Origin of the sequence: Rhodococcus sp. SORGH_AS_0303 (genome assembly GCF_030819335.1) — a bacterium.
GTDB lineage: Bacteria > Actinomycetota > Actinomycetes > Mycobacteriales > Mycobacteriaceae > Rhodococcoides.
The window spans coordinates 915053-931123 of the sequence record NZ_JAUTBO010000001.1 but is presented as its reverse complement, the minus strand read 5'-3'; the positions used below and the strand labels follow the sequence as shown (position 1 = coordinate 931123).

Below are 16071 nucleotides of genomic sequence, written 5' to 3'. Positions count from 1 at the left end.
TCCACCCTATCGAGCAGGGCGGCGCGCACGCCGCTCACCCGGGTGGTGTGAACGGCGCCTGTCTCCGTGGTGTGGACGGATCCCGTCATGAGCTCCGCATGGCGAGTCCGATACCCGTCGAGGTCAACGGCACGACGTCGATCTCGGTGCCGTCGGCGAAGCCGTCGCACGACTCGTTGTCGCCCCGGCCCGCGTCGGTGACCACCACGGCGAGATCCTCGAACTCCCCGGCGTCCACCGCCGACAGGTCCGACGGGGTGGCGAACAGGTGCGTCACCCACTGATCGAGCAGCACGTCCGTCAGCGACTCCGCCGCACCGTCCTGCACCAGCACAGCGGCGCCCGCGACACCGGCGACCAGCGCCCGCAGCGCCTGCGACACGGTCGAGACCGCCGCCGTCGCGAACAACCGGGACTCGTAGTCCACGGCGAGTCGATCGAGTTCGGCGGACACGATGCCGGAGAGCTCGTCGAACGTGAGCACGCCGACCGAGCCCGTCCCGGTCGGCAGGACCAGCGCCGGATCGGCTCCGTTCTGCGGGCGTGCCCGATCCGCGTACGTGACGGGGCGCGCGGAGAACTGCGCCACGTCGTCGGCGGCGTCGTCCACCGACAGGATCAGCGGCGCCCGACTCCCGTTGCGGGATGCGCCGGACAGCACGATCACGTCGGGTGCGACTCGGCCGATGTCCAACGCCGCGCCTGCCTTGAGGATCCCCCACCACAGGGCCAGGGTGTCCGTGTCGAGGCCGGGGTCGCCGGACCGGACCGCGACCGTCGACCCGGCACCGACTCCTGCCCCCGCGAGCCAGCGCGCCAGGCGGTTGGAACGAGCGTCGAGGTCGGCGTAGCTGACCTCGTTCTCGCCGATCACGACGGCGGGGGCGTCCGGATCGGATTCCACGGCCGACGCGAACGACGTGACCACCGACGGTCCCGAGTACGCCGCGGGGGTCGTGGGCTCCACCACGGGCGCCGCGGTGACCACCTCGGCGAGCGGCAGATCGGCGACGACGCGCGTGGGTTCGGTGACCCCGGCCCGCAGCACCGACGCCAGATGCCGGCCGAAGGTCTCCACCGTCTCCTCGTCGAACAGCTCGGTCGAGTACGTGAACATCATCGTCATGTCGCCGCCCGGCTTCCGCGAGCCGTCGTCGTCGACCGTGAGCAACAGATCGAAGTTGGCGGGCTCGAACGGATTCTCCAGTTCGGACACGGTGATCTCGGGCAGCTCCACCCGCGCCGGCGTGATGTTGCGGAACGCCAGTGCGGTCTGGAAGAGCGGCGGCACCGATCCCGTGCGCTGCGGCGCGACGGCGTCGACGACGGTCTCGAACGGCACCTCCGAGTGCGCGAACGCGTCGACGTCCACGCGACGGGCTGCGGCCACCAGTTCGGCGAAGCTCAGATCCTCGTCGACCCGCAGACGCAGGGCCACCGTGTTGACGAGCATGCCGACCAGGTTGTCGAGCGCCGGATCTCCGCGGCCCGCGAGAGCGGTGCCGATCGCGATGTCCGTCGATCCGGACAGGCGGGAGAGGACGACGGCGAGTGCCGCGTGCACCACCATGAATCGCGTCGCGTTGTGGTCGCGCGCCAGTGCCTCCACCCGGTCCGCCGCGAACCCGTCCACGGCGAAGTGGACGGACGCACCCTCGCGGGTGGGCGACGCCGGCCGCTCCCGGTCACGCGGCAGGTCCAGCTCCGGGGGCAGGCCGTCGAGAGCCTGCTTCCAGTAGGCGATCTGGGCGGACGCGACCGACTCGGCGTCGCGGGGCGAGCCGATGACGTCGCGCTGCCACACCGCGTAGTCCGCGTACTGGACGGGGAGCGGAGCCCACGCGGGGTCGACGCCCTCGGTGCGTGCGAGGTAGGCGGTGACGAGGTCGCGGGTCAGCGCCACGCGGCTCACGCCGTCCGCGGCGATGTGGTGCACGACGATCGCGAGCACGGCCTCGGTGGAGACCTCAGGGTCACGGAAGACCGCGAGCCGCAGCGGGACCGCCGTGGTGACGTCGAAGCCGCTCGTCGCGAGAGCGACGAACTCGTCGATCCAGCGCGCGGACGGAACGTCCTGGACCGCGAGCTCGACGCCCGCCTCGTCGACCGTGAGGATCTCCTGCCGCGGTACGCCGTCCGTGTGGGGATAGACGGTGCGGAGGATCTCGTGCCGCGTCACGAGGTCGTGCACGGCCCGGCGCAGGGCGTCGAGATCGAGACGGCCCTCGAGTCGGATGCCCAACGGCAGGTTGTACATCGGCGACGACGGGTCGAGCCGGTTGCTCAGCCACATGCGCTGCTGCGCGAGTGCCAGCGGGATCACGTCGGGACGGGGACCGGCGACGAGCGCGGGTCGATCGGACGCGCCGAGCTCGGCGACGACCGCCGCGAGTCGGGCGACGGTGGTCGCGTCGAACACCGCGCGGACCGGAACGTGCACGCCCAGTTCGGTACCGATGCGGGACGCGACCTGCGTCGCGACGAGCGAGTTGCCGCCGAGCCCGAAGAAGTCGTCGTCCAGGCCGACGGGCGTGACGTCGAGGATGTCCTCGAAGACCCCCGCGATCGCCTTCTCCACCCGCGTCTCGGGTGCGCGGTACGTGCGATCGGAGTCCTCGGTGACCTCGGGCAGCGCCTTGCGGTCGAGCTTGCCGTTCACGGTCAGCGGCAGACGGTCCAGCTCGACGATGCGCGCGGGAACCATGTACGCCGGCAACAGCGAGGCGACGTGTTCGGTGACTGCCGCCGCGTCGACCGTGGAGCCCGATTCGGGCACCACGAACGCGACCAGGACGTCGCCGGCCGGACGCCGCACCACCGACGCCGCGGCCCCCGCGACGCCGGGCGTGGACGCCACCACGGTCTCGATCTCGCCCAGTTCCACGCGGAACCCGCGAATCTGGACCTGGGCGTCCGCACGTGCGAGGTACTCCAGTGCACCGTCGCGGTTCCACCGCACGACGTCACCGGATCGGTACATCCGCTGACCGGCCAGGTACGGGTTGGCCACGAACCGGGTGGCGTTCAGGTCGGGGCGACCGACGTAGCCCTGTGCCAACTGATCACCCAGGACGTAGAGCTCACCGGGAACGCCGACGGGCACGGGCCGCAGGGCGTCGTCGAGCACGATGCCGCCGAGCCCCGGGACGGGAACGCCGATCACACTGCCCTGGGCCGCGGCCGCGAATGCCGCCGTCAGCTCCTGGTAGGTGACGTGCACCGTCGTCTCGGTGATGCCGTACATGTTCACGAGGCGGGGACTGTCGTCCGCGTGCCGCGCGTACCAGCGCTGCAGCTGCGACAGATCCAGCGCCTCACCGCCGAAGACGACGTGGCGCAGGGACAGCTCGGTGCCCGCCCGATCGCGCTCGGCCTCGGCGAGTTGGTAGAACGCCGACGGTGTCTGGTTGAGCACCGTCACGCCCCGGTCGGCGAGCATGTCCAGGAAGTCGCCCGGCGAGCGCGCGGTCCAGTGGTCCACCACGACGACGCTGCCGCCCGTGGTGAGCGCGCCCCACAACTCCCACACCGAGAAGTCGAACGCGTAGGAGTGGAACATCGTCCAGACGTCGTCGGGTCCGAAGCCGAAGTACTGCTCGGTGTTCGTCAGCAATGTCACCACGTTGGTGTGCGGGATCGCGACACCCTTCGGGTTCCCGGTGGATCCGGAGGTGTAGATGATGTACGCGACGTCGTCCGGCCGTGCCATGGGAAGCAGCGCGGTGGACCCCGCCTCCGAATCCGATTCCGGCGCCACGACATCGGTGTCCACGACGACGGTCAGGCCGTCGCGGCGCACCTGGTCCTCGAGCCGAGCGGAGACCACGGCGAAGCGCGCACCGGAGTCGGCGACGACGTAGTCGACACGGTCACCGGGATACTCCGGGTCGATCGGCACGTAGGTCGCGCCGGCCCGCATGACGGAGAACAGCACGGCGACCAGATCCACCGATCGGTCGCACACCACCGCGACCCGATCGCCGGACCGCACCCCCATCGCGTACAGCCTCGCTGCAGCAGCGCGCGAACGAGAGTCCAACTCCCCGTACGTGATCGAGACCTCGCCGAACCGCACCGCACTCGCCTCGGGGTGGCTCGCCGCGTGATCGAGCACCCGCGAGACGATGGTGTCGTCACCCACGGGACGGCCCTCGGACACGCGCTGGATCGACCTCTCGGCGACCACGCGGTCACTGGCGTCGAGCACGTCGATGTCGGCGACCGACACGGTGGGATCGTCGACGATCGTGGTCAGCACCTGCACGAACCGGCGCGTGATCGCCTCGATGGTCGAGGCGTCGAACAGTGTCGACGCGTACGAGAAGGTGGCCGGCATACCGGCGGGACGGCCCGCGTCGTCGGTGCGATCGGTCATGGTCAGCTGCAGATCGAACTTGACCACCTGCAGGTCGAGATCGACCGTGGACAGGCGCAGTCCGGTGAGTTCCACCGTCGAGTGACCCATGTTCTCGAACGCCAGCATCACCTGGAAGATCGGGTGACGCGACTCCGACCGCGCCGGGGACAGCACCTCCACGAGACGCTCGAACGGAACGTCGCTGTTGGCGAACGCCTGCAGGTCGCGTTCGCGGACGTGGTCCAGCAGCGCGTCGAACGGCTGGCGACTGCCCACGGTGGTGCGCAGCGCCAAGGTGTTCACGAACATGCCGACGAGGTCGTCGATCGCCGCGTCGCCGCGTCCCGCGACCGGGGTGCCGATGACGATGTCGTCGGTAGAACTGATCTTGGCGAGCGTCACGGCCAGCGCCGCGTGCACCACCATGAAGAGCGTGGTGCGGTGGCGCCCGGCCAGGTCGATCATCTTCGCGTGGAGCTCGGCATCGATCTCGAACGCGTGCGCTCCGCCGCTGAGCGACGACCGGGACGGACGGGCCCGGTCGATCGGGAGCGGCAGCAGATCCGGTGCGTCGCGCAGGGTCTCGACCCAGTAGCGCTCCTGCTGCGCGATGAGCGACGTGGGATCGTCCTCGGACCCCAGCACCTCCCGCTGCCACAACGTGTAGTCGACGTACTGCACGGGCAGTGGGGTCCACGTGGGCGCGTAGAACGCGATGCGGGCGCTGTAGGCCGCCATCAGGTCGCGCGCGAGGGGTTGTCAGGGATGCACCGTCGGCGGAGATGTGATGCACCACGATGGCCAGCACGTGGTCGGTCTCGCTGATCTGGAACAGGCGACCGACCAGCGGGACGTGCTCCGTGACCTGGAAGGTGGTCATCGCGAAGGAGATCAGCACGCCGTGCAGATCCCCCGCGTCGACCGGCACGGGTGTCAGGTCCGGCACCACGGCCTCGGGATCGTGGACGACCTGGACCGGTCCGTTCTCGGTGTCCGGGTAGGACGTCCGCAGCGCCTCGTGGCGGTCGACGACGTCCATGATCGCGACCTGCAGCGCGGCGATGTCCAGATCACCCTCGAGGCGCAGGGCCAACGGGATGTTGTAGGCGACCGACGACGGGTCGAACTGATTGAGGAACCACATGCGGCGCTGCGCGAGCGACAGCGGCACCGGCCCGGTCCGCTCGCGGGGCACCAGCGGCGTGCGGGTCTCGCCGCGGCCACCCTGCTGCAGTCGGGACGCGAGCGACTCGACGGTGGGTGCCTCGAACAACGTGCGCACCGAGACCTGTGTCCCCAGTGCGGCACCCAGACGGGAGACGGCGCGCGTCGCGATGAGCGAGTTGCCGCCGAGAGCGAAGAAGTCGTCGTCGAGTCCGACCCGGTCGACACCCATCAGTTGCGTGAAGACGGATGCCACGATCTCCTCGACCACGGTGGTCGGGGCGCGGAACTCGCGCGTCGCGAGCACCGGCTCGGGCAGCCGCCGGTGGTCGATCTTGCCGTTGACGGTGACGGGCAGGCGGTCCAGGACCACGACGGCGGCAGGGATCATGTGCGACGGAAGATGTTGCGCGGCATGGCGTAGCAGTTCGGTGTGCTCGAGCGTCGTGTCCGGACGCAGCACGACGTACGCCGCGAGCACCGTGGCCCCGGACGACTGCCGGTGCGCCACGGTGACGGCGGTACGGACGCTGGGATGCTCGGCGAGCACCGCGTCGATCTCGCCCAGTTCGATGCGGAAGCCGCGGATCTTCACCTGCGAGTCGGCGCGACCGACGTAGACGATGTCGCCGTCCTCGGTCCACCGGACCAGGTCACCGGTGCGGTACATGCGCCCGCCCGGCTCGGCCCACGGTCCGGCCACGAAGCGCGTGGCGGTGAGCGCGAAGCGATTGGCGTACCCGCGGGCGAGGTCCACACCGGCGAGATACAGCTCACCCACGACACCCACGGGAACGGGCCGGAGCCTGTTGTCCAACACCACCTGTCGCGTTCCTCGGATGGGCGACCCGATGGTCACGGGAGCACCGGGCACCAGTGGATCGGAGATCGATCCGATCATCGTGGTCTCGGTGGGGCCGTAGGCGTTCCGCAGCGCGGTGCGCGGAGCCCAGCGTGCCGCCACCTCGGACGGCAGTGCCTCACCGGCGCTGATGATCGACTCGATCTGCTCGAGACCGTCCGGGTCCAACGATCCCAACGCGGCCGGCGTGATGACGACGTGCGTGACGTTCTTCTCGCGGATGTAGTCCGCGAGTTCCTCTCCGCCGAACACCCCCGACGGAGCGAGAGCCAGAGTCGTCGCCGACGAGAGCGCCATCAGCTGCTCGAAGATGGACGCGTCGAAACTCGGCGACGCGACACCGAGGACGACCGACTTCGTCGACACCCCGTACGAGACGGTCATCTCGCCGATGATGTTCGACAGTCCGTCGTGGCCGACGGTGACGCCCTTCGGCAAGCCGGTGGATCCCGAGGTGTAGATCATCCACGCAGCGGTGAACGGTCGGACCGGAGCCGATCGCTCGGCGTCGGTGATGCGGGCGGGCGAGCAGACCTCGAGGTCGCCGCACAGCTCGTCGTCGTCGACGACGAGCCAGTCGATCGTGTCCGGCAGGTCCGCGACGTGTCGTCGGGTGGTCACGCCGATCCGGGCGCCCGAGTCCCCGAGCATGTGCACGATGCGCTCGAGCGGATACGCCGGGTCGATGGGCAGGAAGGCGCCGCCCGACGCCACGATCGACCACGTCGCGTGGATCATCTCGACCGATCGACCGAGTGCGACCGCGACGACGCTCTCCGGTCCGACGCCCCGCGAGATCAGCAGCCGGGCCAGACGGTTGGAGCGCGCGTCGAGCTCTTCGTACGTGACCGATTCCGACCCGCACGTGACGGCCACCGTGTCCGGAGCGGCGTCGACGGCGCGGGCGATGATGTCGCCGAAAGTGACCTGCGGGAAGCTCTCGCCGCCCAGTGCGGGGACGAAACGCCGCCGCTCGTCGTCGGTCAGCACCTCGAGCGATCCGAGCGGTGCGTCGGGCTCGGCATCGATCAGCGCATCGAGGAAGCGCACGAAGCGGGCACGATGCGCGTTCAGCTGGTCCTGCGTGTACCGCAGCGGGTTCGCCTCGAAGTCGATCCGCAGTTCGCGGCTGTCCGCACCGGGATAGATGTTCAGCGCCAGGTCCTCGACCGGACCCGTGGTCAGGACGTTGTACGAGCCGTTGAGGTCGCCGAGCCGCAGCTCGTCGTGGAACAGCATGATGTTGATCGACGGGCCGAACAGTCCGCGTTGGGTCGCCGACTCGCCGCTGTCGCGACGAATGTCCTCGTGGCGGTAGCGCTGCCGGCGCAGGGCGCCGGTGAGTTCGAGCTGGGCGCGGGACGCGGACTCGGCGACCGTGCAGCTCGGCGGGAGTGCGAGACGCAGCGGGACCACGTTGGAGACCATGCCGCCCGAGCGACGCATGGCCGCCGTCGTGCGCGCCGAGACCGGCAGGCTCAGGACCGTGTCCTCGGCCCCCGTCATGCGGGAGACGAACGCGGCGAAGGCGGCGACCACGAACGGTGCCGACGCGGTGCCGAGATCGGTGACCCGCCGGTCGAGGCGCTCGGCGAGGTCGGTGGAGACGAAGCCACCGGCGATGAGCGCGGGCGACGTCGGCGGAGCGGTGACGGCCGAGAGGGACGGCGGATCCGGGAGGCTGCGCACTCTCTCCGCCCAGTACGCGGCGTCCTTCTCGAAGCGGTCCGACGACCGGTACTTGGCGTCGTCGACATAGAGATCGTTCAGATCGACGGCCTTGGAGGGTTCGGGCTCCCTGCCCTCCACCGCTGCCGTGTACAGCGCAGCGGTGCGCTGGATCATCGTCATCGCGCCGAAACCGTCGAGCGCGACGTGATGGATGCGGGAGTACCAGAACCACCGCTCGTCGCTCAACTGCAGCACGTGGGACACCACGAGACGGTCGACGAGCATGTCCACCGGCGTGCTGTACTCGCGCGTCATCCAGTCCATCGCCGCGGCTTCCGGGTCGGACTCGGAGCGCAGGTCGAAGTAGGAGATGTGATCACGCATGCTGAGGTCCACGTACTGGAACGGCTCGCCGTCCACCTCGGCCAGACGCAGATAGCCCGATCCGAACTCGCGGCCCGCCCGGTCCAGCGCGTACTCGAGACGGTCGAGGTCGAGGCTTCCGTTCAGCTCGACGTAGTGCGCGATCGCGATCGGCACGTCCCCGGCCAACTGCTGCGCGAACCAGATGCCGCGCTGTGCTCCCGACAGCGGGAACGCGCCCTCGGGCAGCACTCCCGCCGAGCTCACCTGCGTCTCGCTCGTCACCGTCTCGTCGGAGCGGTCGTCGTCAGCCGGTCCGCCGTCGAACCGTGCACCGTCATCCACTCGTCTACTCCCCGTGATCTCTCGCGACACCGTGCTCGCGCACCGCGCCCCGGCCGACCGAGCCCACCGTCGTGAACGGTGGCAGGACAGCGATTCCCCCGATTCGCGATCCGTACCCGGCGCTGTGCCCGTCGATTCGCCCGTGGGCGTCGTGCTCCACTTCCACCTCATTCCTTACCGGAATGCGGGCGCCACTCGTTACGTCGCTGATCAGTGACGATGAATCGACGTGGTCGATGACAGTCCTTTCGTTGGCAAGCAGCCCTCCATGCTAGTCGACCACGTCGGGTACGACCCAACGCGCTCGCCGCGCAACGCGAGAAAAGGGTGTGTGAGCAGGGACGACGCCCTCGGAACACGGTCCCCACCCCCCGTCACGAGGAATGGCACGAAAACGGTCGACGATCCCGTTTCCGGAGGGATTGTCGGACTTTCCACCGAACAGGCGCCGCCCGTGGCCCACCGACGCGCCGAATGCGGCCCGCGACGCTCCCGGCGGCGTCGACCGGGCGTGGAACATGCACCCACACCGCGAGACTGTTGTCACACATCGACACTACCGCCGGGTAGCGACACTGGTCGGGTTGCTCGGCCACCGCGTGTGTCTCCGACACGGTGGCGAAGGCTCAGGACACGTGGGTCGCGCGCCCACCGCTGATCGTGGCGATCACCGGAACGGACCGCAGGTCGGCGTTCGACAGGACGTACGGGGACTCGGCGAGCACGACGAGATCGGCGGCGGATCCGACGTCGACACCTGCGCGCCCACCCGATGCCGCCCGCAGTGCGACGTCCATCGGCACCGCCTCGCCCGGATGCCAGGACGGTCGCTCGTCGTCGGTGCGGAACACGGCGTCGGCGACGGCCGACCGCGGATCGGGCGGGGAGACGGGAGCGTCGGACCCGAACTGCAGCAGCGCGCCGTGGCGGTGCAGCGAGTGGTAGCCGTACGCGATCGATCGTCGGCCGGACCACAGCACGTCGGCGACGTCGCGGTCGGTCACCGCGTGCTGAGGCTGGACAGAGGCGACGACGCCCAGCGCCGCGAACCGGTCCAGGTCTTCCGGGCGGACCTGCTGCGCGTGCTCGACGCGTCCACCGACGACGGGGAGAGCACCCGAGTCCATGAGCGCGCGCACGGTCTCGAAGGCGTCGAGCACGACGGTGTTGGCGCGGTCACCGATGGCGTGCACCGCGGCGGCGATCCCACCGCCCGCCGCGCGCGAGATCAATCGCACCAGCTCCGGATGGTCGACGAGCAGCAGCCCGTGTGCCTCGGCGTCGTGCGTCGCCGGCGCCGCGTGCCCCGCGTCGGGATAGGGGTCGTGGCAGCAGGCCGTCCGCGTGTTGAGCGACCCGTCGGCCATGATCTTCAGCGGCCCCATGCGGAGCATGCGGCCCGTGTCCGCGGCGACGTCGCCGGTCCGGTGTCCGGCCGCCAGAGTCTCGTCGAGCCACGTCGGCCACGTCGACGCGCTCACCCGCACCGCCGGACGACCGGAGGCGAAGCGCCGCGTCCACGCGGTGAGGTTGTCGTCGAACTCGAAGTCGAGGACCTCGGTCACGCCCCGCGCGGCGAGATCCTCGGTGGCCTCGCACACGTACTCGTCGAGCACGCCCGTACCGACACGCGCGTCGACGGCACTCGCGATCGCGATGGCGTCGTGATCACGGAAGACACCGGTGGGGTGATCGACCGCGAGCTCGCGCAGCAACGCCGGGGAGAGCCAGACGGTGTGCAGATCCATGCTCGTCACCGCGACGGACACACCCGGCAGCGCGGCCTCGAGCATGTCCTTGTGCGGTGCGTCCGGCCAGAGGGCACCCCGGAAGCCCTGTGCACGAAGGTCGCCGGTGAGGCCCGACGCCACCAGCAGGTCGACGAGGTGCCGTGCACTGGTGGCCGCGCCGACGTCCAGTCGGCGGCGCGCGAGTGCCCACTGCGCCATGTGCAGGTGCCCGTCGACGAACCCGGGCAGCACCACTCCCCCGCGCCCGTCGACGACGGTCTCGGCGGAGGCGGGACTCAGGCGCTCCCCGGGTGCCGAGATCTCGCGCACCAGGTCGTCGACGATGCGGACGTCCGAGAGGTCGTCCCGCGCGGGATCGACGCGCACACGTTGCAGCAGCACGATGTCAGACCCTAACGGTGCGCGGGTCAGGTCAGTTCGCGAGAGGAGTCCTTGAGATCGACGCCGGACCGCCCGAGCGTGCGCGCACCCGCGACCAACGATGCCGTCACCCGCGCCGCGTGGTCGTAGTGCATGCCGCCGGGCGGGTGGATGTTCGAGATGCAGTTGCGCTCGGAATCGTTGCGGCCCGGCTTCGGACCGTGCGTCAGATAGATGCCGAGGCTGTCCGCCACCGAGAGACCGGGACGCTCGCCGATGACGACGATCAGCGTGGACACCCCGAGCGCAGCGCCCACGTGGTCACCCAGCGCCACCCTGGCCTGGGTCGCGATCACCGGGGACGCGATCGTGAACGTACCCAGCGACTCCTTCAGCGCAGCGAGCAGACCCGCACCGTGATCCATCAGTGCCCGCGGGGACAGACCGTCGCACAACACGATTCCGATGTCCGCGTCGACCGTGTCGACGCCGGACAGGTCCTCGGGCTGCCGTCCCAGATCGGGACGACGCAGATACTCGCTGCGGGTGGACGCCTTGCTGGACACGACCACCGGATCACCGAGTCCGACGGCGGCGATCTCCCGAGCGAAGCTGTCGGTGTCGAGCGGCATGTGGACCGCGTCCCGCGCCGCGGCGTGGGCGGCACGGAACTCGAGCACCCGCGTCGTCGGCAACGCATCGCCCGCCCGGCCGAGTCCGATGCGTGCCTGCGTCGTCACGCGGAGGTCGGTCCAGAAGTCCGGGGTGCTCATGCCGGCGTCGTCAGTGCTCGCAGCGGCGACGATGCAGCGTCGACGGGCAGGACCCGCCCCGCGTCGTCGGTCATCCCCAGCCGGTGCATCCACGCCTCGAACTCGGGAGCGGGCTTAAGGCCCAACACCTGCCGGACGTAGAGGGCATCGTGGAAGGACAGGCTCTGGTAGCCGAGCATGATGTCGTCGGCACCCGGCACGGCGATGACGAAGGCGGCGCCCGCGGCACCGAGCAGCGTCAACAACGTGTCCATGTCGTCCTGGTCCGCTTCGGCATGGTTGGTGTAGCAGACGTCGACACCCATGGGCAGACCCAGGATCTTGCCGCAGAAGTGGTCCTCGAGGCCGGCGCGGATGATCTGCTTGCCGTCGTAGAGGTACTCGGGTCCGATGAAGCCCACGACGGTGTTGACCAACAGCGGATCGAGCGCCCGCGCCAACCCGTACGCGCGGGTCTCGAGCGTCTGCTGATCGACGGGCTTGCCCCCGGTACCGACGTGCGAGTTCGCGGACAGCGCCGAACCCTGGCCCGTCTCCAGGTACATGACGTTGTTCCCGACGGTGCCGCGGTGCAACGACTTTCCTGCCTCGTTCGCCTCCAGAAGCATCGGCACCGTCACCCCGAAACTGGAGTTGGCACCCTCGGTTCCCGCTATGGACTGGAACACGAGATCCACCGGGACACCCTTGCCGATCAGGTCCACGGTGGTGGTGACGTGGGAGAGCACACACGACTGCACCGGAATCTCGAAACGCTGGCGGATCTCGTCGAGCAGGTACAGCAGATCGGCTGTCGCAGCGGGTGAGTCGGTCGCCGGGTTGATGCCGATGACGGCGTCGCCCGATCCCATCAGCAGACCGTCGAGCGTTGCCGCGGCGATACCGTGCGGGTCGTCCGTCGGATGATTGGGCTGCAGGCGGGTGGCCATCGTGCCGGGCAGACCGATGGTGGTGCGGAACGCCGAGATCACCGTCGCCGCCCGCGCCACCGCGATCAGATCCTGGTTACGCATGATCTTGCTCGTCGCGGCCACCATCTCCGGGGTGAGGCCGGGCGCGACGTCCCGCAGTGTCCGGGCGCTGTCGGGTTCCGCTGCGACCGTGAGCAACCAGTCCCGCAGACCGCCCACCGTCAGATGCGAGACCGCGTCGAATGCCTGCGCGTCGTGGCTGTCGATGATGAGGCGGGTGACCTCGTCGCTCTCGTACGGCACCACCTGCTCGTCGAGGAAAGTCTGCAACGGGAGATCCGCCAGAACCCAGGCGGCGGCGGCACGTTCGGCGTCCGACTCCGCCGCGCAGCCTGCGAGTTGATCGCCCGATCGCGCCGGGGTGGCCTTCGCCATGACCTCGACGAGACCGTCGAAGGTGTACGTGGTTCCCGAGATCTGCTGGTGGTAGGTGCTCACCCGAGTTCGTCCTCGGCAGCGGCGAGCGCCGCGAACTCCTCGTCCGGGGAATTGGCCACCAGGTGATGGCGGCTGTAGACGCCGAAGTAGACCATGAAGAGCGCGAACACGACCAGGCACCACAGCGCCGCCTGACTGTCCACGAGGAACGTCGCGATCACGGCGAAGGCGGCGATGACGAGCGCGAATCCGGTCGTGACCGTGCCGCCAGGGGTGCGGTACGGACGCGGCATGTCGGGCTCGCGGCGACGCAGCACGATGTGGCTCACCATCATCAGAACGTAGCTCAGCGCCGCCCCGAAGACGGCCATGTTCAACAACATCGAGCCCTTGCCGGTGAACGTCAGGGCGAAGCCGATGACGCCGGGCACGATCAGTGCCAGCGTCGGCGCCTTTCGGCTGTTGACCACCGACATCGACTTCGGCAAGTAGCCGGCGCGGCTCAGCGCGAACAGCTGCCGGGAGTAGGCGTACATGATGGAGAAGAAGCTGGCGATCAGACCGGCGAGGCCGATGTAGTTGACCACCGTCGCGGCGCCGCTGTCTCCCAGCGCCTCCACCAACGGGTTGCCCGACGCCTGCATCGCGTCGGCTCCGCCGGCGCCCGTCACGAGGATCAGCATGGCGGTGGCGGTCACCAGCAGCACCGCCATGGCGGCGATGATGCCGCGTGGCACGTTGCGCGCCGGATCCTTCGCTTCCTCGGCCGCGAGCGGCACGCCCTCGATCGCGAGGAAGAACCAGATCGCGAACGGCACCGCGGCCCAGATCCCCAGGTACCCCATCGGCAGGAAGCTCGACGCGCCCGCGGCGTCCGTCGGGGCGATATCGGTGAGGTTGGACGCGTCGAACTGGAAGACCGCAGCGACCGCGAAGATGACGAGGCCCACGAGGGCGATGCCGGTGATGACGAACATGACCTTCAGCGCTTCACCCACGCCGGCGAGGTGAACGCCGATGAAGATGGCATAGACGGCGAGGTACACCCACCACCCGTCGGTGATCCCGAACAGGCCGAGCGACTCGACGTACGCGCCGATGAACGTCGCGATGGCCGCGGGGGCGATGGCGTACTCGATGAGAATGGCTGTGCCGGTGGCGAATCCGCCCCACGGTCCGAGCGCGCGCCGGGCGAACGTGTATCCGCCGCCCGCGGCCGGGAGCGCAGACGACATCTCCGCCATGCCCAGCACCATCGCCAGGTACATGCCCGCGATGAGGATGCCGGCGATCAGCAGACCACCGAACCCGCCCTGCTCGAGTCCGAAGTTCCACCCCGAGTAGTCACCCGAGATGACGTAGCTGACGCCCAGCCCGGCCAGCAGCACCCACCCCGCGCTGCCGGTCTTGAGCGTGCGCTTGGCCAGGTAGTCGGACGATTCTGCCTGAGAATCGGACGCCACGGGGCGCGGTTCCTTCACGGCCATGGGTGAGCCTCTTTCGGAGTGTGAGCGGGTGGTGAGGGTGAGGCTAGGACTTCTCTGTTGCGGGGACGTTGCGGTTGTTTTTCCACTGGACGGTGCGCTGACCCGCGGTAACCGCGGCCGCGCGCACCCGGCGGGAACCAGGAGGGCCGACGCGGCCGTCCAACGCCTGTGATCGATCGACTTCTCGCTCTGCACGACGGTGTCATCACCGCGACGCAGGCTCACGACGCCGGGGTGAGCCAGGACGCGATCGATCGGCGCGTGCGAGCCGGCCGATGGCGTCGCGTCACACGAGGCGTCTACGTCGCCTGCGACAGACCGTGGACGGACGCCGCGAGGGTGCGGTGCGCCGCATACTGGGCCGGCGACGGGGCGGTTGTGACGTCGGCGAGTGCCGCGTACTGGCACGGACTCGTTTCGGTTGCACCACGCATCGTCGATGTCACGGTCCCGCGCGGAGGACGGAGCAGGGCGCCGTCGGGTGTTCGGGTGCGACGACGGAACCTCGACCCCGCCGACGTGGTGGCGATGCGCGGAATCCGCGTCACGGCGTCGGGTCTCACGGTTCTCGAAGCGTCCGAGGAGATGGGCATGGGCATCGTCGACGTGGCCCTTCGCGGGCGGATGTCGCCGTCCGTGCTCCAGCGCGCACACGATCGGAACCCCCGGCGACGTGGCGCGCCCGCCGCCGAGAAGCTTCTCGTGGCAGCGGAGGGAGGAGCTCGGTCGGAGGCCGAGCGACTCTTCCTCGCCGTGATGCGCAATGGACGCATCACCGGGTTCCTGGTCAACTTTCCGTGGCGCGGGTACGTGCTGGACTTCGTGTTCCTCGACGAACGCGTCTGCATCGAGATCGACGGCTGGGCCTTCCATTCGGACCCCACCGCCTTTCACCGAGACCGAACTCGGCAGAACGTCGTCGTTCAGGAGTGAACGGTGCTGCGGTACACCTGGCGCGACCTCACACAGAGACCCGACGAGGTGATCGCCGAGGTCCGAGCGACCCTCCGACGGTGCGCTGAGCCGCGGTAACCGCGGCTCAGCGCACCCGACTCAACCCTGAATCGCCATCCCCGGCACCGGGCAGGCGTCGACGGCCTCGGCGACCACGATCGACTCGGTGGGGACGGTCGGGCGAGCGCCCTCCTCCCACTGCGCGCCGGTGATGGGGTCCTGCGACTCGAGTTCCGCGTTCTCCTCGGGGGTGTAGGCCCGCCCACGACTGAGGAACCGCAACCCCTCCGGCGTCTCGAGGGAGAAGCCGCTGCCCCGACCCGGCACCACGTCGAGCACCATCTGGGTGTGCTTCCACGCCTGGAACTGCGACCCCGAGATCCACACCGGAACGGCGTCGCCGTCGCTCGGCAGGTCGTCCGCGACGGTGCCCACCTCCGCGCGCAGGTCGAGGAGCCCGAGCAGGACGTCGCGGTCCCCGACGATGAATTCGCCTGCGGGGTAACACATCGGCGACGACCCGTCGCAGCATCCGCCGCTCTGATGCATCATCAGCGCGCCGTGGAGCCCGCCGAGGCGACGGAGAAGCTCCATCGCCCCGGCGGTTGCTTTGAGCCTCGGAGGCGGTGCCGACC

The 16071-nt window shown here is 69.5% G+C and carries 7 protein-coding genes and 2 pseudogenes; 2 read left to right on the top strand and 7 right to left on the bottom strand.

The window, feature by feature from the left end; all coding sequences use genetic code 11:
* Nucleotides 1-85: 85 nt before the first annotated feature.
* From QE449_RS04490 to eat, 6 genes and pseudogenes are all read right to left on the bottom strand, one after another.
* Nucleotides 86-5038, bottom strand: coding sequence for an amino acid adenylation domain-containing protein (locus QE449_RS04490; protein WP_373428366.1), 4953 nt, complete (start codon nt 5036-5038; stop codon nt 86-88).
* 88 nt (nt 5039-5126) lie between these two features.
* A pseudogene (locus QE449_RS04485) lies at nt 5127-8933 on the bottom strand (amino acid adenylation domain-containing protein); the annotation flags it as partial.
* A 455-nt stretch (nt 8934-9388) separates the two neighbouring features.
* Nucleotides 9389-10894 (bottom strand): amidohydrolase, encoded by a 1506-nt coding sequence (locus QE449_RS04480; RefSeq protein ID WP_307108291.1) that lies wholly within the window; start codon nt 10892-10894, stop codon nt 9389-9391.
* A gap of 26 nt (nt 10895-10920) precedes the next feature.
* Nucleotides 10921-11646 (bottom strand): ethanolamine ammonia-lyase subunit EutC, encoded by a 726-nt coding sequence (eutC, locus tag QE449_RS04475; RefSeq protein ID WP_307108290.1) that lies wholly within the window; start codon nt 11644-11646, stop codon nt 10921-10923.
* Nucleotides 11643-13055, bottom strand: coding sequence for an ethanolamine ammonia-lyase subunit EutB (locus QE449_RS04470; protein ID WP_307108289.1), 1413 nt, complete (start codon nt 13053-13055; stop codon nt 11643-11645). The genes eutC and QE449_RS04470 overlap by 4 nt, the downstream gene beginning before the upstream one ends.
* Nucleotides 13052-14482, bottom strand: coding sequence for an ethanolamine permease (gene eat, locus QE449_RS04465; protein WP_307108288.1), 1431 nt, complete (start codon nt 14480-14482; stop codon nt 13052-13054). Before eat ends, QE449_RS04470 begins: the two co-directional genes overlap by 4 nt.
* 168 nt (nt 14483-14650) lie before the next feature.
* On the opposite strand from eat, the pseudogene QE449_RS04460 reads away from it, so the two are divergent.
* Together QE449_RS04460 and QE449_RS04455 are read left to right on the top strand one after the other, a co-directional pair.
* Nucleotides 14651-14776, top strand: a pseudogene (locus tag QE449_RS04460) (type IV toxin-antitoxin system AbiEi family antitoxin domain-containing protein); the annotation flags it as partial.
* A 195-nt stretch (nt 14777-14971) separates the two neighbouring features.
* On the top strand, nt 14972-15415 hold the full coding sequence (locus QE449_RS04455) for a DUF559 domain-containing protein (RefSeq protein ID WP_307109676.1): 444 nt from the start codon (nt 14972-14974) through the stop codon (nt 15413-15415).
* A 120-nt stretch (nt 15416-15535) separates the two neighbouring features.
* Here QE449_RS04455 and QE449_RS04450 read toward each other — a convergent pair whose 3' ends face one another.
* Entirely contained in the window at nt 15536-16030 is a 495-nt protein-coding gene (locus QE449_RS04450; RefSeq protein WP_307108287.1) for a DUF779 domain-containing protein, read from the bottom strand.
* Nucleotides 16031-16071 lie beyond the last annotated feature (41 nt).

Bases quoted from the DNA above. Each gene is read 5' to 3' on its own strand.
- eutC (WP_307108290.1), bottom strand. From the start codon at position 11,646: ATGAGCACCCCGGACTTCTGGACCGACCTCCGCGTGACGACGCAGGCA.
- eat (WP_307108288.1), bottom strand. From the start codon at position 14,482: ATGGCCGTGAAGGAACCGCGCCCCGTGGCGTCCGATTCTCAGGCAGAA.
- QE449_RS04450 (WP_307108287.1), bottom strand. From the start codon at position 16,030: ATGGAGCTTCTCCGTCGCCTCGGCGGGCTCCACGGCGCGCTGATGATG.